The 24,290-nt window shown below is 66.8% G+C and carries 16 protein-coding genes; 6 read left to right on the top strand and 10 right to left on the bottom strand.

Going from position 1 to position 24,290, the window contains the following annotated elements; translation table 11 throughout:
* Positions 1 to 18 precede the first annotated feature (18 nt).
* From panC to IBX18_RS07920, 3 genes are read left to right on the top strand one after another with little or no spacing between them, the layout of a single operon-like run.
* Positions 19 to 891, top strand: a complete 873-nt coding sequence (gene panC, locus IBX18_RS07930; RefSeq protein ID WP_373889172.1) for a pantoate--beta-alanine ligase — start codon at positions 19 to 21, stop codon at positions 889 to 891.
* Between the two features lie 22 nt (positions 892 to 913).
* Positions 914 to 1,897 carry a hypothetical protein gene (locus IBX18_RS07925; protein WP_194833081.1) on the top strand — a complete coding sequence of 328 codons (984 nt, stop codon included), beginning with the start codon at positions 914 to 916 and terminating at the stop codon, positions 1,895 to 1,897.
* Positions 1,898 to 1,909: 12 nt separating this feature from the next.
* A complete protein-coding gene (locus tag IBX18_RS07920) occupies positions 1,910 to 2,779 on the top strand; it encodes a P1 family peptidase (RefSeq protein ID WP_194833080.1) in 870 nt (289 codons plus the stop codon).
* Positions 2,780 to 2,795: 16 nt separating this feature from the next.
* Here the strand turns inward: IBX18_RS07920 and IBX18_RS07915 are convergent, their stop codons facing one another.
* The 9 genes from IBX18_RS07915 to IBX18_RS07875 form a co-directional block, all read right to left on the bottom strand.
* Positions 2,796 to 3,518, bottom strand: coding sequence for a LuxR C-terminal-related transcriptional regulator (locus tag IBX18_RS07915; protein WP_194833079.1), 723 nt, complete (start codon positions 3,516 to 3,518; stop codon positions 2,796 to 2,798).
* Positions 3,515 to 4,912, bottom strand: a complete 1,398-nt coding sequence (locus IBX18_RS07910) for a cation:proton antiporter (RefSeq protein ID WP_194833078.1) — start codon at positions 4,910 to 4,912, stop codon at positions 3,515 to 3,517. The genes IBX18_RS07915 and IBX18_RS07910 overlap by 4 nt, the downstream gene beginning before the upstream one ends.
* Before the next feature lie 61 nt (positions 4,913 to 4,973).
* Positions 4,974 to 5,450 carry a PaaI family thioesterase gene (locus IBX18_RS07905; RefSeq protein WP_194833077.1) on the bottom strand — a complete coding sequence of 159 codons (477 nt, stop codon included), beginning with the start codon at positions 5,448 to 5,450 and terminating at the stop codon, positions 4,974 to 4,976.
* A complete protein-coding gene (locus IBX18_RS07900; protein WP_194833076.1) occupies positions 5,440 to 6,258 on the bottom strand; it encodes an alpha/beta fold hydrolase in 819 nt (272 codons plus the stop codon). The genes IBX18_RS07905 and IBX18_RS07900 overlap by 11 nt, the downstream gene beginning before the upstream one ends.
* A complete protein-coding gene (locus tag IBX18_RS07895; protein WP_194833075.1) occupies positions 6,255 to 8,042 on the bottom strand; it encodes a long-chain-acyl-CoA synthetase in 1,788 nt (595 codons plus the stop codon). The genes IBX18_RS07900 and IBX18_RS07895 overlap by 4 nt, the downstream gene beginning before the upstream one ends.
* 36 nt (positions 8,043 to 8,078) lie before the next feature.
* Complete coding sequence (locus IBX18_RS07890; protein ID WP_194833074.1) at positions 8,079 to 8,219, bottom strand: hypothetical protein; 141 nt, start codon at positions 8,217 to 8,219, stop codon at positions 8,079 to 8,081.
* Positions 8,220 to 8,254: 35 nt separating this feature from the next.
* Positions 8,255 to 9,829, bottom strand: a complete 1,575-nt coding sequence (locus tag IBX18_RS07885) for an NAD(P)/FAD-dependent oxidoreductase (RefSeq protein WP_194833073.1) — start codon at positions 9,827 to 9,829, stop codon at positions 8,255 to 8,257.
* Between the two features lie 22 nt (positions 9,830 to 9,851).
* On the bottom strand, positions 9,852 to 18,320 hold the full coding sequence (locus IBX18_RS07880) for a type I polyketide synthase (protein WP_194833072.1): 8,469 nt from the start codon (positions 18,318 to 18,320) through the stop codon (positions 9,852 to 9,854).
* 177 nt (positions 18,321 to 18,497) lie between these two features.
* Positions 18,498 to 18,830, bottom strand: a complete 333-nt coding sequence (locus tag IBX18_RS07875) for a hypothetical protein (protein ID WP_194833071.1) — start codon at positions 18,828 to 18,830, stop codon at positions 18,498 to 18,500.
* Between the two features lie 260 nt (positions 18,831 to 19,090).
* Between IBX18_RS07875 and IBX18_RS07870 the strand changes: the two genes are divergently transcribed.
* The 3 genes from IBX18_RS07870 to IBX18_RS07860 all read left to right on the top strand — a co-directional run bounded on the left by IBX18_RS07870 (position 19,091) and on the right by IBX18_RS07860 (position 22,190).
* Entirely contained in the window at positions 19,091 to 19,675 is a 585-nt protein-coding gene (locus tag IBX18_RS07870; RefSeq protein ID WP_107656979.1) for a hypothetical protein, read from the top strand.
* A 706-nt stretch (positions 19,676 to 20,381) separates the two neighbouring features.
* The gene (locus tag IBX18_RS07865) at positions 20,382 to 20,921 is read left to right on the top strand and encodes a hypothetical protein (protein WP_194833070.1); all 540 of its coding nucleotides are present in this window, start codon (positions 20,382 to 20,384) and stop codon (positions 20,919 to 20,921) included.
* A gap of 3 nt (positions 20,922 to 20,924) precedes the next feature.
* The gene (locus tag IBX18_RS07860) at positions 20,925 to 22,190 is read left to right on the top strand and encodes a DUF6545 domain-containing protein (protein ID WP_194833069.1); all 1,266 of its coding nucleotides are present in this window, start codon (positions 20,925 to 20,927) and stop codon (positions 22,188 to 22,190) included.
* Between the two features lie 44 nt (positions 22,191 to 22,234).
* Here IBX18_RS07860 and IBX18_RS07855 read toward each other — a convergent pair whose 3' ends face one another.
* A complete protein-coding gene (locus IBX18_RS07855; RefSeq protein WP_194833068.1) occupies positions 22,235 to 24,196 on the bottom strand; it encodes a cutinase family protein in 1,962 nt (653 codons plus the stop codon).
* Between the last annotated feature and the right edge of the window lie 94 nt (positions 24,197 to 24,290).

Below are 24,290 nucleotides of genomic sequence, written 5' to 3'. Positions count from 1 at the left end.
AACAGGAGGGGAGAATCGTTGGAGAGACCGCGCGTCAGCGATTACGCAGATGGCGCATTGACTGTTCATCATGATCCGATAACCATGTCCGAGGTATCTCGCGAGCTGCGCGCGAGTGGCCGAGATGTCGCTCTCGTGCCCACAATGGGAGCACTGCACGACGGCCATCTCGCTTTGGTCGAACAAGCGCAGGAAAGCAAATCCGAGGTCATTGTTTCAATCTTTGTCAACCCATTACAATTCGGGGCAAACGAGGATCTCGACCGCTATCCACGAACGCTGGAGGCCGATCTCGCACTGCTCCGCGAAGCCGGCGTGCCCTTGGTCTTCGCACCCTCCGCCGCGGACATGTATCCGGACGGCCGCCGGACCACCGTGCTGCCGGGCCCGCTCGGCGCCGAACTCTGCGGCGCCACCCGGCCCGCGCTCTTCGGCGGAATGTTGACCGTGGTGGCGAAGCTCCTGCAGATCGCCGGGCCGACCGTCGCGTACTTCGGCGAAAAGGACTACCAGCAGCTGATATTGATCCAGCAGATGGTCCGGGACCTGAACTTCGGCATCCGGATCGTCGGCGTCCCGACCGTGCGCGAGCCGGACGGGCTGGCACTGTCCTCCCGCAATCGGTATCTCGATCCGGCCGAGCGGCACGCCGCCATCGCGCTGCCGGAGGCATTGCGGGCGGGTGCGCGGGCGGGCGGTTCGGGAGCCGAGGCTGTGCTCGCCGCTGCCCGCACGATCCTCGACGCGCAGACCGGAGTCGAGGTCGAGTATCTCGAATTGCGCGATACCGAGCTCGGACCCGCGCCCACCTCGGGCCCCGCCCGGCTATTGGTCGCGGCGCACGTCGGCAGCACCAGGCTGATCGACAACATTTCGTTGACCCTGACATAACGAGACGTGAGACGGAAATACCATGAGCACCTGCCTGTTCCTCCTCGACAGCCGAAACGCGAGATTCGTCGCCATCGAGTCCCGTGACCAGTCGATACATCGCCCGCACGGTTACGAAGCGGCCCGCAAACTCGGGCTGGCACACCGCTTTTCGTACGGACCGCACTGGTTCGCGAATCCGAGTCTGCGCGATCGAGTATTCACGATCCGTGACGCGGGCACCCCGGTGCCGGCCGAGGTCGTCGGCGGTCTCGATATCGATGGCGGCTCGTGGCTCGCTTTCCATCGCGGCACCGGCGTCTATTGTCGAATTTTCGCCGATACCGCGACCGGGGACGAATTCGTCTCGGCCAGCGGGCTGCCACTGGATTGCGTGGCCGCCGATTCGGCGCAACACGCCGTTCAACTGTTGGAGACACGCTTGCTGCCCGCGCTGGACGGCGCCCGGCGGATGCCCGGATTCCACCTGCTGATAGCCGACTCGAACAATGCGTTCGTGGTCACGTTCGACGGTCGCGATACCGTGGCGACCACCTCGTTGGCCGCCGACCGCCCGCACGTGCTGACCGAAACCGGCGCCGCGGCCGATGACGAATTCGGCAAACATCTGCAAAGCCGCGCCGACGGCGTGGCGGCCCCGACGGAGAACCTGCCTTCGTGGGGTCCGTGGGTGTCCGTTTTCGCGGGCACCGACGCCGATGCCCCCGATTACTCGGACGAAAGTTGGCTCGCCGACCGCCATTCGGCCATTCGGCCGCCCTATCGCGACACCGACGACGCGGACCGATACAAAAATGTCGCACTTCGACCAGTGACCGATCCGAGCCAAGTGGCGTGGACCAAGAGCATCACGATATATTCTGCCGATAGAACCGGGGCGGAGTTGTTTGCATACAACGAGCGGCAATTGTTCGACTATCAGCCATTGCCGACCGATGTGCACAAAATGGGCTTCCCCACGACTACCGACGACTTCTTCGTCGTGATCGCGAACGAAAATTCTTGAGCCGAGGTGGGTATGACGATAGGCATTCCGGAGATCAAAGTCGGCCACTGGACCGATCCGCTCGGCGAAACCGGCTGCACTGTCGTCATCCTCCCGGAAGGCACGGTCGCGTCCTGCGAGGTGCGCGGCGGCGCGCCGGCCAGCCGGGAGTTGGACGTGCTCGCCCCGGACAAAACCGTGCCGTGTATCGACGCGGTCGTGCTGACGGGCGGTTCGGCCTTCGGCCTCGCCTCCGCCGACGGTGTCATGCGCTACCTCGAGGAAATCGGGCGTGGCGTACCGACTCCCGGCGGCAAGGTGCCGATCGTGCCCGCGCTCGCCCTGTTCGATCTGAGCGTGGGCGACCCGAAGGCGCGGCCGACGGCCGAACACGGATACACCGCGGCCTGTGCCAGCGCCGGCGAGCAGGTGCTCGCCGGTCGCATCGGCGCGGGTGCGGGCGCGTACACCGCACACTGGCGCGGGCCGGTCGACCGCAAGCCCGGCGGCCTCGCCTACACCGAACGACGCTGGAACGAGCTCGTGGTCGGCACATTGTGCGTGGTCAACGCGTTCGGCGACATCGACGACGGCGTCGCCGAGATCGCCTTGGACTCGGTCGCCCAACTCGGCGGCCTGGTCGACCCCGCGGCGCGGATGCATACGACGATCGGCGTGGTGGTCACCAACGCCCGGCTGGACAAGATCGGCTGTCACATCGTCGCGCAAGGCGCGCACGACGGATTGTCGCGCGCCCTCACGCCGCCGCACTGCCGCTTCGACGGCGACGGATTCGTCACCGCCGCAACGGGTTCCGTCGCCGCCGACGTCGACCTGGTGCGCCTGATGGCGCTGGCCGCGGTGGCCGACACCATCCGCTCGGTCGCGCAGGCGAGCCAGTAGCGATCGCACCGATCGGCTACCAGTCGCCATTGTCGAACTCCGCGCGGACGGCCGCCACCGCCGCCTCGATCCGGCTGGTCACCTCGAGCTTCGCGAGGATGCGGCTGACGTACTCCTTCACCGTTTCCGGGCTGATGAACAACCGGGACCCGACCTCCCGGTTGGACAGCCCGTCGACGACCAGCCGCAGAATCTCCCGCTCCCGCTTGGTCAGCGTGGAAAGACGCTGCCGCACTTCGTAATCCATCGAGACCCCGGCGTGCACCCGGCTCTGCTGCGGCGCCATCGCCAGCACCGTCCCCGAGATCAGCACCTCCAGCACCTTGAGCACCTCGTCCGCGCCGTGCTCCATCGCCACCACCGCGTCGACCAGGTCGACATCCGCCTTGGCGGCGCCGTGCTCCACCAGCAGCGTGATCATCGGCGAATGCGGCAGTTCGCGCAGCCGGGTCACCGTCGGGGCGAGCCCGGCCAGGCGCGACACCGAGGCATCGAGCAGCACCACGTCGGGGCGCCAGCGCGCGGTCCGGTCCACCACCTCGCGCCAGGCGCAGGTGCCCGCCAGCGCGAAACCGTCGTGCACCGCAACCGCGTCCTCGAAATCCGTTCGGGCGAACGGAAAGTCGGAGGCGACCAGCAGGGTCCGCTCCTGGACCACGGCAGGCGTGCGTATCCCGACCCGGCGGCGACGACCGTTGTGCAGCTGGTTTTCCTGATCCGATCTGAACCCGAGCGTCATGGCGGACCATCAGCCACTTGTGCGCGGGGAATGTCGATCGCTTTCGCGGGCTCTCGAGATTCTTCCGAGGGGGCCGGCTCTTCGCCGGTGGGTCCGAAGACGACACCTTCCTTCCAGCCGCTGCGTTCGAACATTCGCATCACCGGCGTGGCCACGAAGGTCGTGACCATCGTCATCAAGGCGAGAATCGTGTAGAGCTGACCGGTGATCAGGCCCGCGCCCAGACCGATGTTGAGCAGAATCAGCTCCATCAACCCGCGCGCGTTGGCGAGTGCACCCATCGCGCCCGCTTCCCGCCAACCCATCCCCTGCCAGCGCGCCACCAGGCCGATCGCGCCGAACTTGCCCGCGAAGGACACGATCATCACGATGACCGCGACCAGCAGCACCTTCGGCTCGAAGATCAGGCTGAGTTCGGTGTTGAGCCCCGAGTAGATGAAGAACGCAGGCAGCAGCAGGTAAGCGACGAGAGGTTCGAAACGCTCACGGATGGTGTCGAGCAACTGGCCACGCGGCATCACCGTGCCGGCCACGAATGCGCCGAAGACGGAGTAGATTCCGACGTAATCGGTGAACCAGCTCGCCAGCAGCACGACCAGCAGCACGACGGTGAGCGGACCGACGGCGAGACCACCGCTGTGTTCACGATCCCCCGAGCGCGGCACCCAGGTGTTCAGCCGCAACAGCAAGCGGCGGCCGACCACGATCATGAAGATCAAATAGGCCAGGCCGCCACCCAATGCGAGCGCGGCGCCCGACATGCTGTCCTTGGTAGTGGCGATCACCGTGGCCAGCAGCACCCAGGCACAGGCGTCGTCGACCGCCGCACACGACAGCGACATCGTGCCGAGCCGAGTGTTCAACAGACCCGAGTCGTAGATGATCCAGGCCAGCATCGGAAACGCCGTGATGGCCACCGCCGCCGCGACGAACAACCCGCCTTGCCAGGTGCCGACCTTGCTCGTGAAGTAGTCGCCCTGGCCCACCATCCACGCGCCGAGCACGCCGCCGAGCAGCAGCGGAACGCCGATGCCCGCGGCGGACGTAGCGCCCGCCTTGCCCAGATGCGACCGGAGAATGTCGAGCTTGAACGAGGCGCCGACCAGAAACATGTACAGCACGAGACCGAGCTGGCCGACGACGTAGATGGCGGTCAGGTTCGGATGAGTGATCGTCTCCGTACCCACCGCCAATGTCGTGGGGAAAAGCCATTCCTGCGCGGCCGGCCAGATCGCGCCCAAAACCGATGGCCCCAAGACGAAGCCGGCGGCCATGATCGCCACCACCTGGACCTGACCCAGCCGCCGGAACAGCGGCCAGAGCAGGCGGCAGGCCACGAGAATAACGGCGACCTGCAAAAAGAACTGCGTCGTGACTTCGAGTAGAGAGGGCATCGTAAAACCTCGCTGAGGGGGAAAGATGTGCCCACCTTCGCCAGCGAAGGTGGGCACTCGGCTACTGCTTCGGCATGGTTAGCACCTGCACGGTGGACACCGCCGTGGCCACCAGCTTGTTGTCCTTGTTATGCGCGTCCGCAACGAGATAGATGACCGATCGTCCCGGCTTCCGCACGGTGGCAGTCAGTTTCAGCCGTTCGCCGGTGACCACCGTGCGCATGAAGTGCGTGCCGAGCTCCAGCGACGTCGTCGGACCCCGCGCGGTCAGGTAGCTCAGCGGGCCGATGAGGTTGTCGAACATCGCGGAGATGAAGCCGCCCTGCAGGATTCCCACCGCATTCGCATACGACGAGGGCGCCACCACCGTCGCGGTCAGCGACTGACCGGGCACGTACTCCTCGAACTGCATGTCCATTTCCTTCGCCGAAGGCGGTGGCAGCTGGAGGGTGACGCCGGGCGGGGTGAAGCTGCGAAACAGCTCGATGGTGTGTTCCAGGACCTTGTCGTGTCCGTGGATCGTCGCCTCATCGCTCATTGGTGCCTCCTGCTCCATTGCCGCGGCTCTGTTCCGCGGCTGTCAGAAATGTTGCCAATATCGTGTTGAATCCGGGCGCATGTTGCACAGCATGTTCGGCGCCGGGCAACCGGACCCGTTGTGCGCCAAGGTGTGTGGCGAGGGCATCGCACAGCTGCTCGAGCGCGGGATTGTGCTCGCCCGAGCACACCAGCGTCGGGATGCCCGCGTCGGTGATCGCCTCGAACCGGGGCTTGACCTCCCAGGGGGAACGCAGCTTGCGCCCCAGCTCGATCGCCTGGCGCACGTCGTCGCTCACCCCGGCCAGCATTTCCTGGTTCACCCCGGCCAGCGCGAGGAACTCGTCCTCGGCCGCGACGTCGTCCGGACTGGCGGCGAAGCGGTCGGCCAGGTCCGCCAGCGTCCGCACGGCTTCGTCCTCCGGCGCCGCGTTCCACAGCGGCGCCTCGATCAGGGTCAGCGAGCGAACCAGGTGCGGCAGGCGCTCGGCCGCGAGGTACGCGCCGAGACCGCCGTAGGAGAAGCCGACCAGGTGCACGCCGCCGGGCACGTCGGTGATGAGTTCCACCAAATCGTCTGCGTCGGCGAGGAAATCCTGCGACGGCGCGGCAGGGCTGGGCATGAAGCCGCGCCGGTTCGGCACGATCAGCGACCAGGCGGCTTCGAGCTCCTGCTGCGCGGCCCAGGTCATCGGGGCGGGCATGCCGCCGTGCACCAGCACGACCGGCGGCCCGGTCCCCGACGTCCGGACGACGATGGGCTCGGCGGCAGGCGCGTCCGCCGAGTCGAAGGTTCCTTCTAATGTCATGGCACCTCGGTTCTTTCCTGGGTTGAAGCCCCCTGATGTCCCCTGACAAGTGCCTCGTAACGCTCCTGCGTGAGCTCCTCGTAGGCGCGGTCCCCCGCGTCGCGCACGTAGATGGTCTCCCCCTCGCTGGGCGCGAAACCCGCACGCTGCAAAGCGAGTTTGGCCAGCTTCATGGTCGCCGTCGTTTCCAGCGAGGCGCGCACCCGAAGGAAAATCGGCTGTGCGTAAGGAGGTAACGCCTCGTCTAGGTACGCGGCGAGTGCCGCGCCGTCGAACCGCGCTCCGTCGGCGAGCACGATCGCCGCCATCCCGGCCCGCCCCTCGCGGCCCGGTATCGGCACGCCGTACACGCTGGCGGCGGCGATGTCCCGGAAACGCACGAGTTGCTCCTGCACCTCGGTGGTCGACACGTTCTCGCCCTTGTAGCGGAAGGTGTCACCCAGCCGGTCGACGAAGAACAGGTTTTTCTCGGCGTCGATCCGGAACACGTCGCCGGTGTTGAACAACGCGTCGCCCTCGCGGAAGGCGTTCGTGACAATCTTTGCGCGAGTGGCTTTTTCGTCTCGATAGCCGCCGAACGGGGTGCGCTTGCGAATCGGCCCCAGCAGCACGCCGGTGTCGCCTGGCCCGCACTCGACCAGGCGCCCGTTGTCGCGAACGAAGTCGTCCTGCTCGAAGTCCCACTTCGCCAGCTTGCCGCCGAGGCGCAGCTTGCCGACCGACCCGACCGTGCCTGCCAGGTTGATGGTGGCGATATTGCCCTCGGTGGACGCGTACATCTCGACGATCCGCGGAATCTCGAACCGCTCCCGCATCGCGGTCCAGACATCGGACTGCAACCCTTGCCCGACCATCACCCGGACCCGATGGCCGCGGTCGCGGTCGTCGGGTGGGGTGTTGACCAGGTATCGGCACATCTCGCCGATGTAGTTGAAGCCCGTCGCTTCGAAACGGTGGATGTCGTGCCAGAACGTGCCTGCGGAGAACCGGCGGCCGAGCGCCAAGGTGGATCCGTGCGTGAGCACACTCGACAGGGCGATCACCAGGGCGTTGGTGTGGAACATCGGCAGGCAGTTGTAGACGATGTCGCCGGGTTCGAGCCGCCAGGACAGCGCGCCGGTGATCCGTCCGACAGTCGTCAACCTGGTGTAGCTCATGACCGCGGCCTTGGGCAGCCCGGTCGTGCCGCTGGTGAAGATGTACGCGCCGGTGTCGCCGAGGGTGTGCTGGGTCGTCTCCGCCGGATCGTCCGACGTCGCGCTCGGCTCGAATCGGGCCAGACCCGTTGTGTCGGAAGCGGGTACCTTCACGTCCTCGTCCACCCGGCAGTGGACGAGCAGCTCGTCGGGCACCCGGTCACGCACCGCCAGGAACGCGGGCAGGCACTCCGAACCGACGATCACGTGACTCGCCCCGCACACCGTGAGGGCGTGCACGAGCCCGTCTCCCCTGGCCCGCGTATTGACGAAAGCCACCACGACGCCGAGCTTTCCGGCCGCCAGGTAATGCCAGACGAACTCGGGGCGGTTCTCCATCAGCAGCGCGAGCACGTCGCCCTTGCGCAGGCCGTTGGCCCGATACGCGTGAGCGATCCGGTTGACGAGCCGATTGGCCTGCTCGTAATCGAACTGCTGGTCGCCGTAGAGCAGGAAGGGACGCGCCGCCTGACCCGACTGCCCGCTGCGGCGCTCGAGCTCGAGTGCCAGTGTTCGGTGCGAGCCTGCCCCTTCGAGCAGGCCTCGCGCGACGGTTCCGTAGGACCGGATTCGGTGGGTCAGCGACACAGTGACCTCGTGTTCGCGAAATGAGCAACTCGCACGCTACGCGCCCTCCAATGGTTTCGACACGCTCGGCGAACCGCTTGCCGCCATGGCGGCAAAGTTGTTCTCCGGGCCCAGCGCCTTGCCGATGCCGCGACTGCCACCGGTGACAATCGCGGCCCGATCCTCGAATTGCGTCAAAATTCCCGCCTCCGCGGTGTTGTCGGTCGGACGCGTTACTGGACGGAGGCCTGCAGGGCCGGCTCGGCCGGCTGCGCAGGCAGGTCCACCTTCGCGGCGATTTCCTGCTCGAACGAGTCCGCCCACGCTTCCAACCGGTCGACATTGCCGCGCATATCGCGGAAGGTCTGTTCGGGCGTCTTGTCGGTGAGCAGATCCAGGTGCAGCTGGGCGCAGATGGGTACCTTGCTGTACTCGACGAACAGATACTTGTCCGGCTGCGGGGCCTGTGCGGCGAACGCACGCAGGTTCGCCTGCATGCGCGTCTGGATGCCGAGGAACCGCTGGGCGATGGGGTGGAACTCCGCCGCCGCGTCGGTGCTGGTGAGCAAGTCACGGAACAACATCTGCGAAGGCAGCGCCCAGTAGAACGACGTATCCCACATGACCTTGGTGAACATCGCCGGTGCGTGCCCGAAGATCTGGTAGTTGTCGTGGTACATCTGCAGGTAGTTCGGCCACAGATCCTCGAGCAGCAGCTTGTTGTAGGCCTGCGCGACGTCGGGGGTCAGTGCACGTTTGCGGTCGAGTTCGACCATCCGGGTCGTGATGGTGTTGGTGTAGGCGATGTAATCCGAGCCCGGACTGTAGAACGCGTCCAGGAAGACCGCCGCCTCACCGACGCAGGCCCAGCGATTGTGCGAAAAAGCCTGCGTCGAGGCATAACTCGCGTTGCGCAGCACCAGGAAGTCGAGCAGCTCGGCGTTCTCGGTGAACTTCGCCAGCGTCGGCTCGTGCTCGGCGATCCATTGCTTCGCTTTGGTTTCCGTCGAGTACGTCTTGAACGGATGGATGCGCTCGTCGGTCACGATGCCGATGCTGGTATTGCCGGAGGCCAGCGGGATCATCCACACCCAGTAGCCGGTGCCCATCAAGTGATTGGTGGAGAACCACCGGCGCTCTTGGGTTTTCGGATACCAGTTCGGGTTCTTGGCGTCCGCCATCACCTCGACGTCGTATTCGCCGCGCAGGCGCCACCAGGCCGCGTTGATCTTGTGCGGACTCGGCGCGCTCAGGCCGAGCTTGCGCTGCAACAGCTTTCCGCGACCGGAGGCGTCGGCGACGAAGCGCGTACGCACCGAACGCTCCCCCTGGCCGGCCACCTCGTAGGTGACCACATGATCGTCCTCGCCCTCGGCCAGGTCGATCTCGGTCACCTTGGCATGCTCGATCAGATCGATGCCGAGATCCTTGGCGCCGCGCCGCAGATCCCGCTCGAAGATGCCGCGGTCGACCTGATAGGACGGCACCCGCGGGAACCGTCGCGCCCCGATCTCGGGCCGGTTCTCGAAGGGGCCGTGCTGATCGCCGAAGAACAGGCGCAGCCCGAGCTTGTGCAGGTGCTGCTTGTTGAAATACCCGGTGAGGCCGAGCTTTTCGGTGAAGTAGTGCGCGCCGCCTTCGACGGTCGCCTCACCGACTTTGTAGGCCCCGTCCGGGATGTCGCCCGTGGTCCGTTCCAGCACCAGCACCGTCAGGTCGGGCATGGTCCGCTTGAGCTGGCGCGACAGGGTCAATCCGGCCAGGCCGCCGCCGCATACCACCACGTCGTAACGTTCGATCGGTTTCATGGTTCTACTCCGTTCGAGCTGGTCAGCGCTCTTCGAAAAGGCTGGTGAAGGACGGGAAGGCGTCGTCGGCGGACAGTTCGTCGGCGATCGTCCGCATCACCTGGGCACTCGGGTTCTGGATGAACAGGTGGCCGCCGGGCACGGTCTTCAGCTCGAACCTGCCGCTGGTCAACTTCTCCCAGCCCTGCAGCTGGTCGGCCTCGAACAGGTGGTCCTCCGCACCGCGCAGCACCGTGATCGGCGCCCGCAGCGCGACGCCGTGTTCGAAGCGGTAGTCGCCCAGCATCTTCAGGTCCGCCCGCACCGCGGGCATCATCGGCTTCACCGAGGCCTCGTCCTCGACCGGGATGGTGAGCAGCTCGTTGTCGCGCAACACTTCGAGCACCCGGCTGTCGGATTCCCGATCCATGTCGAAGCCGTCGCGGATGTGCTTCAGGTTCCGCACGTAGCTTTCCACCAGGGCCGGTGAGGGCCAGCCGCCGATGATCAGCTTGAGCGGGACCTCGGCGTAGTTCTGCTCGAGATACTTGGTGAGCTCATAGGCCAGCAGGCTGCCCATGCTGTGCCCGTAGATCGCGAAGGTGCGATCCAGGTGCGGCAACATGGCGTCGGCCAGTTCCTCGATGAACTCGGGCATGGCGTCGATCGGGACCTCGTTGACCCGATCCTCGCGACCCGGGTACTGGATACCCACCACCTCGACGGTGTCCGGCAGGAAGTTCGGCCACGGCGTGAAGACCGAGGCACCACCACCGACGAACGGCAGGGCGAACACTCGCAGCGACGCGGTGCTGGACCGGCCCTTGACCGTGTGGATCCAGCGTTGCGGGCCAGCGTTTTCCGCCATGGCCGGCAGCACACCGGCCGCCTCACCGAACACCTGGGCGAGGACCTCGTTCGACAGCTCGATGAGCGTCGGTCCGCGCATCAAGCCCATGGTCGGGAAGTCGATGTCGAGGTGCTTGGCCAGCGCGTTGCGGATCTGACCCGCCATCAGCGAGTCCATCCCGAGGTCGGTCAGCGCGACGTCGTGCGCGAGACGGTCGATCGGCATGTCGAAGATCCGCGAGATCTGCTGCGACAGCGCCTCCACCAGCCGGGGCTGGCGCGCGGCCTCTTCCAGTTCGAGCAGTTCGGCGCGCAGGCCCTCGGTGCCGCCGGTGCTCGCGGTGCCGACGGAGTCGGCCATGGCCAGATGGGCCAGCCGCGGCGAGCTCCGGATGATCGGCATGACCTGGTTCATCTTCGCCCAGTTGACGCCGAAAACACTGGTGCTGGTGACACCTTGGGCCAGGCACCGGCCGACGAACTCGAGCGCGTGGTCCGGCAGGATCGGCGTCCAGCCGAGCCGGGCCAGCGTGTCGAGCTTGTTGCGTGCGACGAACCCGACCTCGGCGAGGGCGCCCCAGTTGACGGTCAGGGCGGGCAGCCCGAGCTCACGGCGATGCGTGGCAAGGGCTTCCAGGAACCCGTTGGCCGCCGCGTAGTTCGCCTGGCCTGGGGTGCCGACGTTCCAGCTCATCGACGAGTACATGACGAACGCGTCGAGCTCGAGGTCGCGGGTGTGGTTGTGCAGGTGCCACGCGCCGTCGACCTTGGGTTGCACGGTGCGCAGGAACTGCTCCTCGGTCATGCCCGCCAGCGGCCCGTCCGCGAGAACCATTGCGGCGTGGTAGATCCCACGCAGCGGCGGCAGCGGTGCGATCCGCTCGAGCAGGCCCTCGACCTCGGCCTCGATGGACACGTCGGCCCGTTCGAGCACCACGTTGACGCCCTGGGCCCGCATCGCCTCGATCGGCGCCGCGTTCTCCTCGTCGATCTGGCCGCGGCGGCCCACCAGCACTACGGTGCGGACGCCCTTCTCGACCAGCCACTCGGCGGTGCGCAGACCGAAACCGCTGTAGCCACCGGTGATCAGGTACGTGCCGTCGGCGTCGAAGGTCTCCGCGCCGTCGGACGTCGGATGCACCAGCAGTTCGGTGTCGGGCTTGTACTCGACGACGATCTTGCCGATCTGCTTGGCGGTGACCATGTACCGGAAGGCGGCGGCCACCTCGGTCGCGTCGAAATCGGTGTGCGGCAGCGCGGGCAGGGTGCCCGCATTGACCGCCTTGATCACCTTGGTCATCGCCTCACGGCACAGCGCCGGGTCCTCGCCGAGCAGCCGGTCGATGTCGATCGCCGAGTAGCTCAGGTTGTTGCCGAACGGCTTCAGGCCCAGCTTGTAGTTGTCGTAGATGTCCTTCTTGCCGATCTCGAGGAAGCGGCCGCGCGGGCGGAGCAGCTCGAGGCTCTTCGGAATCGTCTCGCCCTGCAGCGAATTGAGCACGATGTCGACACCGTCGTAGCGCTGCCGGATCTCCTGGGCGAAATCGAGCGACCGAGAGTCGAAGACATCCTCGATGCCCAAGGAGCGCAGGTAATCCCGCTTCTCCTCGCTGCCCGCGGTGGCGACGACCGTCGCGCCGAACGACTGCGCGATGTGCACCGCGGCCAGGCCGACGCCGCCGGCGGCCGCGTGCACCAGCACCCGGTCGCTCGCGCGCAGCCTGCCCACTTCCACCAGCGCGTACCAGGCGGTGAGATACGCCATCGGCAGCGTCGCGGCCTCGACATCCGACAGGCTCGCCGGTGCCGGGTACACCCGCCGGGCATCGGCGACCACCAGGTTGCCGAAGCAGCCGCGGGCGAAGGCGACCACGCGGTCGCCCACCGCCAGTCCGGTCACGTCGGGTCCGACCTCGGTGACGATGCCGGCGCACTCCACGCCCAGGTTGTTGTCGTAGAACCCGCCGTAGGTCGCACCCGCCGAGAGCAGGCCGAGCGTCAGCATGATGTCGCGGAAGTTCAGGCCGGTGGCCAGCGGCCGGATGGCGATCTCACCGCTGGAAAGGACGGGCAGCTCCTGCCTTTCGTAGCGCAGCTGCTCGACCCCCGGTTCGGCGGGCACCGCCAGCGCGAACGGGGTCTTGTCCGACACCTTCGCCGGGGTCGCGACCGAGGCCTCGAACTCGGCGAGCGAGACGTGCTCGAGGCGGTCGATGAACCGGGTCTCGCCGCGGAAGGCGATCTCCTCGTCCGCCGCATCCACGTGCAGCAGCTCGTCGAAGAGCTGGGTGGCCCGCTGCTCAGCGGACGCGGTGGGATCGAAGTCGAAGATCTTCGCACGCAGACTGCTGTGCTCGCTCAGCGTCACCCGCAGGATGCCCCAGCTCGGCACCTGGCTCAGCGCAACACGTTCCGTTCGATCGAGCACGTGGGCGCCCGAGGTGGCCACCCACAGCCGTGGGGCCTGCACCCAGTCCAGCTCCTCGACGGCCTGGGCCGCCGCGATCACGCTGTAGGCGCCGTCGCTCTCCACCGCGGACAGCAGTTCGGTGGTCAGCTCGGTCCCCGCGAAATCCAGGTTCCACAGGTGCAGCACGCCGGCCACGTCACCCGCGTCGGCCCGGACCTGCTCCAGCACGCGCTGCAAATCCGCGCTGCTGGTGGGGTCGGCCCGGAAGGTGCGGGCGTCGACCTGCTCGAATTCGGCACCGCGGGTGACGAGCACGCCGGACGAGCCTGCCTCGCCGAGCAGCGCGGTGTAGCGTTCGCCGACACCGTCCGCGTCCGCGAGCACCACCCAGGGCGCCTGATCGATGCGCGGCTGATGCGGCTCGAGGTCGATGCTCTGGGTGCGCGCCAGGATCACCGCGTTGCCGGTCTCCTCCGGTGTCGCCATATCGGAGAAGATCTGCACGCCCTCGAAGCCGATGCTGGGCAGGAACTCCCGCCACTTCGCCTCCCGCATCAGCGGGTAGTCCGGCCGCACGTCGTGGTCGCTGAACTTCCACCAGCCCTCGGTCATGCCGAAGGTCAGGTCGACCCAGTGCGGCGGCACCGTCGCCTCGACGACCAGCAGCAGACCCTGCGAGGTCAGCAGGCGCTGCACGTTTTCCAGGGTGGCGGTCAGGCTTTCGGTGGCGTGCACGACATTCGAGGCCACCACGATGTCGTAGTAGTGCGGGTCGAAACCCTGGCCCTCGATGTCGCGTTCGATGTCGAGGACCCGGTAGTCGATGAAGTCGTATTCGCTGAACCGATGCCGCGCTTTGCCGAGGAACAGCTGCGTGATGTCGGAGTACACGTATTCCGCACGCTCCGGCGGCAGCTCGGACAGGACATAGGGGGTGGTGCCACCCGTGCCCGCGCCGATCTCGAGCACCCGGATCGGCCGGTCGCTCGGCAGCGCGGCCACGCACCCGGCGACGACCTGGCTGACGATGCGGTTGGCCTTGCCGAACGAGAACGACGGACCGTAAAGGTCGGCGACCGACTGGAACTCGTCCTCGGGGAAGATCAGCTCGATCGGATTCACGTCATCGCGCAGCACCGCGGCCACGTCTTTGCCGCAACGACCGAGCACCGCGAGTTCGGGCTCGCACTCGGAATGCTGTTCCTTCAACCGGGCGAGCTCGGCCGCGGTGTCGAACCGCTCGGGCACGGCCAGCAGTCGCCAGGCGTCACCGTCTTTTTCGGTGATCCCGTGCTGGGACAGCAGTTCCAGCAGGCGGGCGAGGTAGCGGTGATGCTTGTCGTGCACGCTCATCTCGGCCGCGAGCTCGGTGACGGTGAAACGCCGGCCCACCGTGAGGTCCATGCCGAGCTCGTAGAACGCCTCGGTCACATACCCGATGCAGAGCCGGTCCATCACCGCTTCGGTCCTCGCGTGGTACTCACGGTTGACCGGCCAGTACCGCAGCTCGTCGACCAGCGGCTCGACAGCGGTGTCGAGCGCCTCGACCGAGGGCAGCGCGGCGGGCAGGCGGGTCTTGGTGCGCACCGGCGCCTGATGCCAGCGGAACTCGTAGAGCCACTGCAGCAGCGCGTCGCTGTCCTCGGTGGTCGTGGTGATCGACTTGCCGCGGAAGCCTTCGAGTTCCGCTACGAGCGTTCCGTCTTCGTTGACGATCCACAGATCACCGTGGCAGTACGCGGGGTCTTCGCTGACCTGCGCGCGCCCGTAGCAGTACACCCGGCCGCTGGCCTTGGCGTAGAAACTGAGCCGCTTCACCTCGACCGGCAGGTAGAGCGTCTTGTCCTCGTTGTTCGGGTCGTTGCCCATCGAGATGGACAGCGACTGGAAGCACGAGTCGAGCACCGCCGGATGGATCGCGTGCCGGGGCGCCTCGTCCTCGAGGGCCGCCGGGGTGTCGATCCGGCCGAGCGACTTGAGCTCGGCGTAGCCGAGTTTGGTGATCGCCTTGAACGTCGGGCCGAGCATCAGGCCGTTGTTGCGCAGCTTGGCGAAGACCTTCGCGGGTTCGATCTCGAGCGGGCACTCCGCCTCGAGCTCGGCGAACGGCACCGGCAGTTCGGTGGCGGGCGCGCCGCGGCGCAGCGTGCCGACCGAATGCAGGGTCCAGTCCTTGTCGCCGTCCTGACGGCTGTACACCGAGTAGTGCATCGACTGGGTCAGCACGACCTGGACGACGGGGGCCGGGCGGTCGTCGAAGACGAACAGCGCGCGGCGGAACTCGACGTCTTCGAGCGAGTACAGGCCGGGGCCGAACGCGTCTTCCGCGCAACCGAGGACCATGTCCAGGTAGGCGGCGCCGGGGAAGACGATGGGGCCCTGCACCCGGTGGTCGTCGAGCCAGGGGTACACGGCCGGGTCGAGCACCAGTTCCCACACGTGCTTGTCCGGCTCGTCCGCGGCCCGGCCCTGCGCTCCGACGAGCGGGTGGGCCAGCGACGGGAAGCGCCGCCCGCGGGCCGAAGGCGTTTCCACCCAATAGGTTTCGCGCTGCCACGGGTAGAACGGCACCGGTACGCGCTCGTCGGCCCCGTCGAACAGGGCGCCCCACGCCGGGTCGAACCCGGCGGCATACAACGAGGCCAGCGAGGACAGCAGGGTAACGCGATCGCTCTGCTTGCGATGCAGCGAGGCGACGGCGACGCCCTCGACGTTGCGCTGCGCGAGCAGCTCCGAGATGGCGGTCGCGTGGATCGGGTGCGGGCCCAACTCCACGAACGTCAGGTGCTCGTCCTCGATCAGGCGATCAATGGTCGGCGCGAACCGCACCGGCTCGCGCACGTTGTGCCACCAGTACTCGGCATCGAGTCCACCGGTCGGCACGATGTCCGCGGAGACCGTGGAGTACATCGGGATGGTCGCTGGGCCGGAGGTGAGGCCGGCCAGCGACGAGATCAGTTCGTCCTGCAGCGGATCCATGTGGTGGCTGTGGAAGGCCACGCTGACCTGGAGCATGCGGCAGAAGATCTTCTCGGCGCTCAGCTCGCGCTCGATCTCCTCCAGCGCGTCCGGATCACCGGCCAGCGCCACCGACTGCGGGCCGTTGAGCGCCGCGATGGCGACCCGCCCGCGATACCCGGCGACCCGCTCCGCCACCTCGCTGTGCGTCAGGCCGACCGCGAGCATCTTGCCCTTGCCGGAGGCCTGCTGCTGGACCCGGCTGCGGTGGAAGATGACTCGCACCGCGTCCTCGAACGACAACGCCCCGGACACGCAGGCGGCGGCGACTTCACCGATGCTGTGCCCGACCACGGCCGCCGGGACGATGCCCCAGCTCTGCCACACGGCAGCCAGGCCGAGCTGCACCGCGAAGACGGCCGGCTGGGCGATGAATGTTTCGCCGATGCGGCTGTCGGCCTCGTCGCGACCGAGCTCCTCGGTGACGGTCCAGTCGGCGTACTTGCTCAGCTCGGCGTCGATGCGCTCGACGGTCTGGCGGAACACCGCGTTGGTGGCGAGCAACTCACGCGCCATACCCCACCACTGCGGGCCCTGGCCGGAGAAGACGAAAGCGATATTCGATGTGGTCGGTGCCTTCACGCCGGTGCGCAGCACCTCCGGCGCCGCGCCGCGCGCTACCTCACGCAGTGCGTCGCGTAGCTCGTCGGTGGACGAACACACCATGGCGAGCCGGTGGTCGTAGTGCGCCCGCGTCTTCGCCTGGGTGGCCGCGATGGCGGACAGCTTCGTGGTGGGCTCGGCCAGGAAGTCGGCGTAGCTGTCGGCGTAGGCGCGCAGCGCGTCCTTGGTCTTCGCGCTGAGCGCGAACAGCACCGGCTCGGCCGCTTCGGTCGCCGAACGCTCGGTCATCGTGTCCGCGTTCGCGTTTGCCGCGTCCGTGTCCTCCTGCGCCACGCCTTCCGGCGGGCCTTCCAGGATCACGTGGGCATTCGATCCACCGAAGCCGAAGGAGTTCACCCCGGCCAGGCGCGGGCGCCCGTTCGGCCATGCCTGCCGGGACTGGGCCAGTTGCAGACCCAATTCCTCGAACGGGATCGAGGTGTTCGGTACCTCCGCGTGCAGGTTGGCGGGAATCTCGCCGTTGGACAGCACCAGGCACGCCTTGATGACACCGGCGATGCCGGCCGCTGACTCGAGGTGGCCGAGGTTCGACTTCACCGCGCCGACGATGCAGGGGCCGTGACCGTTACGGCCGGGCGCCAAGGCCTTACCGAGCGCGCGGGCCTCGATCGGGTCGCCGACCGAGGTGCCCGTGCCGTGCGCCTCGACATAGCTGATGTCGGCGGGCGCGACACCCGCGTCGCGGCAGGCGTCCTCGATCATCTGCGCCTGCGCGTCTTCGCTCGGCACCGAGATGCCGTTGGTGCGACCGTCCTGGTTCGTCGCGCTGCCGCGGATCACCGAGTAGATGCGGTCGCCGTCGGCGATGGCCGCGGACAGCGGCTTGAGCACGATCGTGCCCGAGCCCTCACTGCGCACGTAGCCGTCGGCGTTCTCGCTGAACGACTTGGACCGGCCCTCCGGCGACAGGAAGGTGCCCTGGCTGAACCCGATGGTCGCCTCGGGGATGAGCAGCGTGCTGACGCCGCCGACGATCGCCATCGTCGCCTCGCCGGTGCGAATGCTGCGGCAGGCCAGGTGGATTGCGATGAGCGAGGACGAGCATGCGGTATCCACCGTCATACTCGGGCCGCGCAGATCGAGCAGATAGGAGACGCGGTTGGCCACGATGCAGTTCGTGACACCGGTCATCGTGTGGCCACCGATGAGGTAGCGGTTCTCGGGGTTGAGCTGGATGATGCCGTAGTCGTGGCCGGAGACGCCCGCGTAGACAGCGGTTTTCGTGCCCGCCAGGTGCTCCGGCACGATGCCCGCGTCCTGCAGGGCTTCCCAGGTCGTTTCGAGGAAGAGGCGCTGCTGCGGGTCTATCCGGGCGGCCTCGTGTGGTGTGATGCCGAAGAATTGCGCGTCGAACGAACTGACGTCGTCGAGGTATCCACCCGATCGCGTGCGCAGATGACCGGGCCTGGCCGCATCGCGGTCGTAGAAGGCAGCGCCGGACCACCGGTCCTCCGGGACCTCTCGGACCGCATCCCGCTCGTCGAGCAGCAGTTGCCAGAAGTCGCTCACATCGGAAATTTGTCCTGGAAACCGGCAACCGATTCCCACGACGGCTATGCCCTCGTGCGCGGTCGACTCGGCCTCGATCGAGGAGCTGTGCACAGATTCCATCGCATTACCTTCGTTTTGTAACCACACAACTATCGACATCGCGGGCAACGCCATTTGTTGCCCGCGAGCCGATCAGGATTTATATCGACCACCCGCTGGGCAGTGGCGATGCACGCGATAGCGGCGTCGATCCCGTGTGCGAGGCGATATCGGACAGGCTTGATTGATCACCGGCGGTCATGTTCCCCCCTCGAAGAACATGACTGTTGCAACGAGATGGTCGCCATTCGAATGGCTTTCGGTCGCCGGCCGGGCGGTGTCGCATTCCCGGCCGTTGCCGAACCCCGTGCCGGCCATATCCCGTCGGCTGCGGCAAGCAGCGGCACCGACATCGTTGGCCGAACTCAATACAACAAAGTGAGCACGCGATCCACAATCGTGCGATGGTCGGCTCGAACTGATGAGACGCCGAGCATGCGACGCGTCGTGGTCGATGAGGCGGTTGGACTGGTCGGCGCAGGCAGGCATCAGGTCATCGGGAGTAGTTCTCGTCGCGCTGAACGTCCACATGATCGGTGCCCACCTCACGTCAAGTGCCCAGATCCGCACTCATGGACAGAATTTAACGACCACAACCACTCATGTCAATACATCCGTGTGCATCGATGTGCGTCGCAAGGCCGCGCATGCGCACCGTCGTGGACGGTATTCGGTGCCGGCACGGGCCGTAAGGGCACGGTCTTGGTATTGCGGCGCACCGAGACCGACCCGCGCGGCGGTAGGTGTGCATGATGACCAGCTCTGCGCAAACAAGTGGTACGATGCTTCCCATGGGCGACGAATTGGGCGCCAGCGAGACCGTGAAGCGTAATAAAGTCGAGTCGGCTGGACAGCGGTTCGGACGGCAGCTGAAAGCGTTCCGGCAGCGAAATCTTCCTGATGACCTGGTAACACACCAGCTCATCCATGACCTGGGAGGTCCTACGCGGAATGTCCAGTCCCGGATCGAAAGCGGGCAGGTCGACACGATAAGCGCCACCACGGAGGCGAAGTACAACCGAGCACTCGAAGCCCTGGGTTTGCCGGCCGGGAGTGCGACCGCGGCGCTGTATCACGGCGGCACGCTCGTGCCGCCCGCCGACGAGCCGCCCGCCGCTCCTGCGGTGGACGACGACGTCGAGAGCGGCGTCAGCGCACTCCAGAATCTGGCCCGCAAACATCGGTCGGTCGTCGATCTCGTCACCGAGCTCGACCGGCTCGGCATCGAATTGAAGCGCGCACGCAGCCACACCGAGGGGTATCAGCTGGTCTTCCCGAAGACCGCGATCGATCGGCTGCTCCAGGCGCTGCAAAATACCGCCGACCCCGGACATCCGGGGCACGAATCCGAGCGAGACGACACCCCGGAGACGTAACACCTGCGAAGAAGCCGGCCGCGGACGCACGCACCGCGGTGCCTATGCGTTGGATAAGCCCTGGCCAGGCCCCGCTGCCATCGATGCGGCGCGGGGTCCACCGAAACATGTTCGACAGCAGGATCTTTCGACGTGCGAACGGGTACTGTTCGCCCTTGTGATCATCCGGGCGTTGGCGCCGTCGCCGAAACTGCTGCGCGCGGGCGAGCGCAGCCGCGGGAAACCGAAATCCCGCCTCCCCCTATGTTCGATCTTGCACTGCCGTCCGCCGGTGTCCATGCAGGTCACATGCATAGTTTGCGAATCGTGTCCCAAAAACACCCCCTACCCAGGGCCGCAGCGCCAGGTAGGGTATAGGCGAGCCCGGCAAGCCGATGACGACGAGTCGACGTGTGTCGACATGCCGGCCCCTGAAGACAATTCGGAACAATGGATAACGTCGTGCCGCCGTTGAACCGATGGCTTCAACGAACCGTTGAACCGGATGACTTCGGCGAACGACACCGCGCCGGCGGCAATGATGCCGCTGTTCGCGCGGTGAGCAAGATCAGATCTCCACAGGTGCTCGGGGGGAGGAAGTCGTGATTGGATATGTTCTCGATTCCACCGGCCTCGACGCGGGCGTAACGGCTCGGACCAGCGGTTATGCCGACGAGCCGGACATCACCGACGCGCGCCGCCTCACTCGGACGAGGAGGCAGGTGCGATGTTGAAACTGATCCGGCGCAGAGTCGCCGCCCTCACCTGGAAACCTAGAGGGAAGATCTCCACCCGGGCCCGCCTGCAAGCGGTGGTCGACCGGCTCGAACTGCCTGCGGACTGGACCATCGAGGAGTTCATCGCGTGTGTCGAGCGCATGCGCGGACGGCGGATCGTGCGATTACTCCTGCCGACGACCGCGCCGGTCGGATTGTGCGGACTGTGGTTGGCGTGCAAGGACTACGACGTGATCTTTCTTCGGCAATCTGCGGACCCGGCGGTAGAACTGCACGTAACTTTGCATGAGGTCAGCCATATGTTGCTCGACCACGGACAGGACACGTCGATCTCCGCGGTGGAATGGTCGACACTGACGAGCGGGGTGGCGCTGAATCACGACATCGACCTCAGCACGGTCCGCGCAGCGCGCGGAGTATCGAGTTACGCCTCCATCGAAGAGTACGAAGCCGAACTGTTGGCGACCCTGATCGGCTTCCGTGCCAGGACCGTCGGACCACGTCGCGACCCGATGTTGAAGGAGTTGTGACGCATGTGGCCGCACGACCACCTACCCGCGGGGGTCACCGTCTCAGCGACGTTGTTCATCGTGGTCATCGCCCTGATCCGGCTCTCACTGACCCTGCACACCTCGGTGTTCGGCCGCATGATCAACATCCTGCTCGGCTTCGACGCGGCAGCGGCCATCCTGCGTGAGCCGCTCTTCGCGCGCCCGATCTCCAAGCTCGTCCCGGGCGGCCTGCCCACCGTGTTCGACACCTGGCATTGGCTGACCGTCACGGCGTGGGCCTGCGGACTCGGGATGGCGCTGCTGCACGAGAACGGGCCGGTGCGATACCGGATCCAGTTCAAGGTCGTGATCGGCACGTCGCTCGCGATCGGCCTGGCCTTCCTGCTGCTGAGCGCGCCCGCCCGGGCCAACGGGATGTCGTCCATCGCCGAGTACGGCGGTTGGCGCTACGGCGTCTACATCGGGCTGTATTCCGCTCTGCCCGTTATTGTTTCGACCTACTACTACGTGCTGAAAACCAGGGGCACGATGTGGCGGACGACCACGCTGCGGGAACGGCTCACGGTGGCCGCCCTGGTCATCTTCGGTATCGCCAGCTCGCTGCCCGCCTGCCTCATCGCGGTCTCGGTGGCGTTGGACGCCGCCGGAGCGGGCAGCGCGTTCACCGACAACGCGTACAACATGGTGGCCGAGGGATTCGCCACCGGCGAGCCGGGGTTGTTCTTCTTCAGCGCGCTGATCATGGTGTTTCTGCCATCCTCGGTGCAGGCCGTCGTGCAACTGCTGCGGCTGGATCGGGAATCGCGCGCCGCGCGCCGGGTGTATCCGCTCTGGCGGGACCTGACCGCGGCCGCGCCGCAGGTCGTCTTCCAGCTGAAATGGGCGGACAACTGGAACGTTTCGCCCCAGGAGCGGCTGCACCGCCGGCGGATGGAGATCCACGACGCGGCCGAGATCGTCGCCCGCTACGTGCTGCCGCTGCCGACCGCGGTCGACGAGCTGATCGAGACCAGCGTCATCGAGGACGACCAGGAGAACATTCGCATGGTCGCCGAGCTGGTGCTGGCGACCCAGCGGCTCACCGACAACAGCGGCGAACCGGCGGGCGAACCGACCGCGCGTGGGGCCGACGTCCCCGACGAACAGACCCTGCTGCGCTTCTGGCAGCCCGCGAAGTCCCTGTTGCACGCGACCGATCGCACCGCGGAACGCCGAACATCGGTCGGCGCACAGCGATTCGCGCCGGGCGCGTTCGAGAGCAGGCAGCCGGGTCAGGTCGTCGGGTAGTCGGCGCAGCGGGGTAACCCGCAGTCCGGCACCACTTTCGGGTGTCACTTGACGTGGCCGATCCGCTGATTCATCCAGTCGCCGAGCCACTGGACGGCGTTGCGACCGGCGCCGTCGACCACCAGGGATCCGTAGTTCACGTGCGCGCCGGACGCGACGAAGTTCGCGGCACTGAGGCCGTCGACGATGAGGTTCACCAGGTTGATGTCGTGAAAGGTCGTGATCCGGGTGAGCGGGCCGGTCAGGTCGTCGAGGTCCGGACCCGGCTCCGCGATGGTCTTGGCCGGGGTGTCGGCCCGCCTGCCCAGCACCACCGGCGGGGTCTGCTGCGCCTTGCCGGTGAGCAAATCGACTGTGGCGGCGGCCAAGTCGGCCCCGATCGGCAGTAGGCCGGACAGCGCGACGCCCGCGCCGGCCAAGTCGGGCGCCTGCCCCGGCGGCGGCACCAGCTTCGTCAGCACCGACCAGGCGACGTCCTGGATCCGGCCGATGATCTGCACCAGCCGGGTGATGTCGAAGTTGGACAGGATCGAGGTGACCTGCGCCGCGACCTCGGTGAAGCCCTGCGCGTCCGGGATCACCGACAGCACCTGCGAGATCCACTTCAGGTCAACGGTGCCAACGAGTTTCAGCAGGGGTTGCAGCTGGTCGTTCAGCTCGGCGGCGACCTGGTTGGCGCCCTCGGCGTCCATCGCGACGATCTTCTGCGGGAGCAGCATGAGGTTGTCGAGAATCCGGGGGAAGTCGAACGTGGTGACGTCGGCGGCGACATCGAGCGCCTGGTCGACCAGCACCGTAGGTTTGAGCAGCGAAAGGACTCTTGTTGCGGCGCCCAGGGTTTCGGGCGAGGCGGCGGCCAGCGGCGCGACCTCACGCCGGACGGACTTGGCCGCCGCACGCAGCGAACGGGCTTTGGGGGAATTCGGCCGCAGCGTGCCTACGCCGTTGTCCAGCAGTTCGGTCGCGGTGTCGGCGATCGTGGTCATGGCCGCGACGGCGCCCGACAGGTCCGACTGGTCGAGTTGAGTCAGCACCTCCCCCGCGTCGCGCTCGGCGGTACCGGTCGGCGCGGCGACCAGCTGGGCCGTGGCAGCGGGGTTGGCCGCGCCGGAATCGATCAGGTCCACCAGGGGGTTGAGGGTATCCAGCAACTTTTCCGCACTGCTGCGGACCTGGGCCAGATCGACCCCCGAGGGGGCGGCGAGGCCTGCGGTCAGACCGGCCACGGTGGTCGCCAGTCCTGGCAGGTCCGCTTTGGAGAAGTCCGAGGTCAGCGCGGCGCCGATCGGGAAATTCGCGTCCGGCGGCGGTGCACCACCGCTCAGCGCCTTGCTCAGGATCGAGCCCAGCGCGCCGAGCAGTGGATTGGCGCTCTTCTGGATCGAGCAGTACAGGTCTTTGGGGTCGCAGATCGAAGTGACCCGTCCTGAGAGTTTGCCCATGCCCTGCGGACGCGGGTCGGCGATGCCGGTGCCTGCGGTACCCGGACCGACGATCGTCTCGCCCGGCGTGCCGGCGCCGGGGTCGGCGAGCAGGCCGACGGCCAGGACGCGATCGGCAGGCACCGGGCCGCGATCGTTGCCGATGGCGGCGGCCAGATCGCCTGCGGCGTCGGCACCCTGACTGTAGCCATTGATGGTGAATCGTGCTGTGGGGCAGCGTGTTCCGTAGTCGCGCAGCGCGGCGGTGGCGTTCTCCAGCGCGGTGTTCTTGCTGTCGGCGTAGGTGTAGCCGTTGTCGAAGGCGCGAGCCATGTACGGCGTGAAGTAGATTTCGGACCTCGGGCCCTGCTGGCGCTGGATGGCCTCGGCGATCGGCGCGAGCATGCCGATGGGCCGCCCCGGGTCGGCGTCCTCGTCGGTCTCCCAGGTGCCGGGGATGAACAGGTTGAATGTTGCTGCGCACGTGCCTGGTTCGGCGTGTGCCACCGCGGTGGCACCGGACGAACCCACGGCAACGCCGACGGTCACCAGCGTGGTGACCACATAGCGCTTGGACGAACGCATCACTGACTCCTGCACACGGTCTTCGGCTGGGCGATCGCCGACCACGTTAAAACAAATTCTCGAATCATGAATTGTCCGCAGTGTCGTTCTTAAT

Origin of the sequence: Nocardia sp. XZ_19_369, from assembly GCF_015355715.1 — a bacterium.
Taxonomy (GTDB): domain Bacteria; phylum Actinomycetota; class Actinomycetes; order Mycobacteriales; family Mycobacteriaceae; genus Nocardia.
The sequence above is the reverse complement of the archived record's forward strand: the minus strand, read 5'-3'. Positions and strand labels throughout refer to the sequence as shown.

What these genes read in the sequence shown, in the direction of transcription:
- IBX18_RS07925 (WP_194833081.1), top strand. Translation starts at nt 914, where the DNA reads ATGAGCACCTGCCTGTTCCTCCTCGACAGCCGAAACGCGAGATTCGTC.
- IBX18_RS07920 (WP_194833080.1), top strand. Translation starts at nt 1,910, where the DNA reads ATGACGATAGGCATTCCGGAGATCAAAGTCGGCCACTGGACCGATCCG.
- IBX18_RS07915 (WP_194833079.1), bottom strand. Translation starts at nt 3,518, where the DNA reads ATGACGCTCGGGTTCAGATCGGATCAGGAAAACCAGCTGCACAACGGT.
- IBX18_RS07910 (WP_194833078.1), bottom strand. Translation starts at nt 4,912, where the DNA reads ATGCCCTCTCTACTCGAAGTCACGACGCAGTTCTTTTTGCAGGTCGCC.
- IBX18_RS07905 (WP_194833077.1), bottom strand. Translation starts at nt 5,450, where the DNA reads ATGAGCGATGAGGCGACGATCCACGGACACGACAAGGTCCTGGAACAC.
- IBX18_RS07900 (WP_194833076.1), bottom strand. Translation starts at nt 6,258, where the DNA reads ATGACATTAGAAGGAACCTTCGACTCGGCGGACGCGCCTGCCGCCGAG.
- IBX18_RS07885 (WP_194833073.1), bottom strand. Translation starts at nt 9,829, where the DNA reads ATGAAACCGATCGAACGTTACGACGTGGTGGTATGCGGCGGCGGCCTG.
- IBX18_RS07880 (WP_194833072.1), bottom strand. Translation starts at nt 18,320, where the DNA reads ATGGAATCTGTGCACAGCTCCTCGATCGAGGCCGAGTCGACCGCGCAC.
- IBX18_RS07875 (WP_194833071.1), bottom strand. Translation starts at nt 18,830, where the DNA reads ATGTGGACGTTCAGCGCGACGAGAACTACTCCCGATGACCTGATGCCT.
- IBX18_RS07870 (WP_107656979.1), top strand. Translation starts at nt 19,091, where the DNA reads ATGGGCGACGAATTGGGCGCCAGCGAGACCGTGAAGCGTAATAAAGTC.
- IBX18_RS07865 (WP_194833070.1), top strand. Translation starts at nt 20,382, where the DNA reads ATGTTGAAACTGATCCGGCGCAGAGTCGCCGCCCTCACCTGGAAACCT.
- IBX18_RS07860 (WP_194833069.1), top strand. Translation starts at nt 20,925, where the DNA reads ATGTGGCCGCACGACCACCTACCCGCGGGGGTCACCGTCTCAGCGACG.
- IBX18_RS07855 (WP_194833068.1), bottom strand. Translation starts at nt 24,196, where the DNA reads ATGCGTTCGTCCAAGCGCTATGTGGTCACCACGCTGGTGACCGTCGGC.